The 309-nt window shown below is 76.1% G+C and carries 1 protein-coding gene; it reads left to right on the top strand.

All coding sequences use genetic code 11. The features are described 5' to 3' along the window. Positions 1 to 118 precede the first annotated feature (118 nt). Positions 119 to 309: hypothetical protein (locus ADL15_RS21640; RefSeq protein ID WP_157441512.1), on the top strand; the 191-nt coding region annotated here is incomplete at its 3' end.

The following is a 309-nucleotide window of genomic DNA, read 5'->3' on the forward strand; positions in this document are numbered from 1 at the left end:
CGCTCCAGGTCGAGTTCGGGGCGGGCCGCCCGGCCACATCACGAGAGCGGCCGCAGGGCGGCTACTCGCCGAAGGCGCGGCCGCTCGGCCGGGCCCTGGATTCCCTGAGGAGTACCTGATGCCCAAGATCCGACTGGCGTTCTGGCACGGCGGCCGCGCCCCCGGCGAGGAGGTCGAGGTGTCCGACGAGGAGGCCGCGGCTCTCCAGCGGGACGGCCGCGTCGCCGCGGTGCTCACCAAGCCGTCACCGTCCAAGCCCGTCGCCCGCCAAGAGCCGTCCGAGGCGCAGCCCGAGCCGGGCCCGCCGGT

It is taken from the genome of Actinoplanes awajinensis subsp. mycoplanecinus (assembly GCF_001509495.1).
GTDB classification, from domain to species: Bacteria; Actinomycetota; Actinomycetes; order Mycobacteriales; family Micromonosporaceae; genus Actinoplanes; species Actinoplanes palleronii.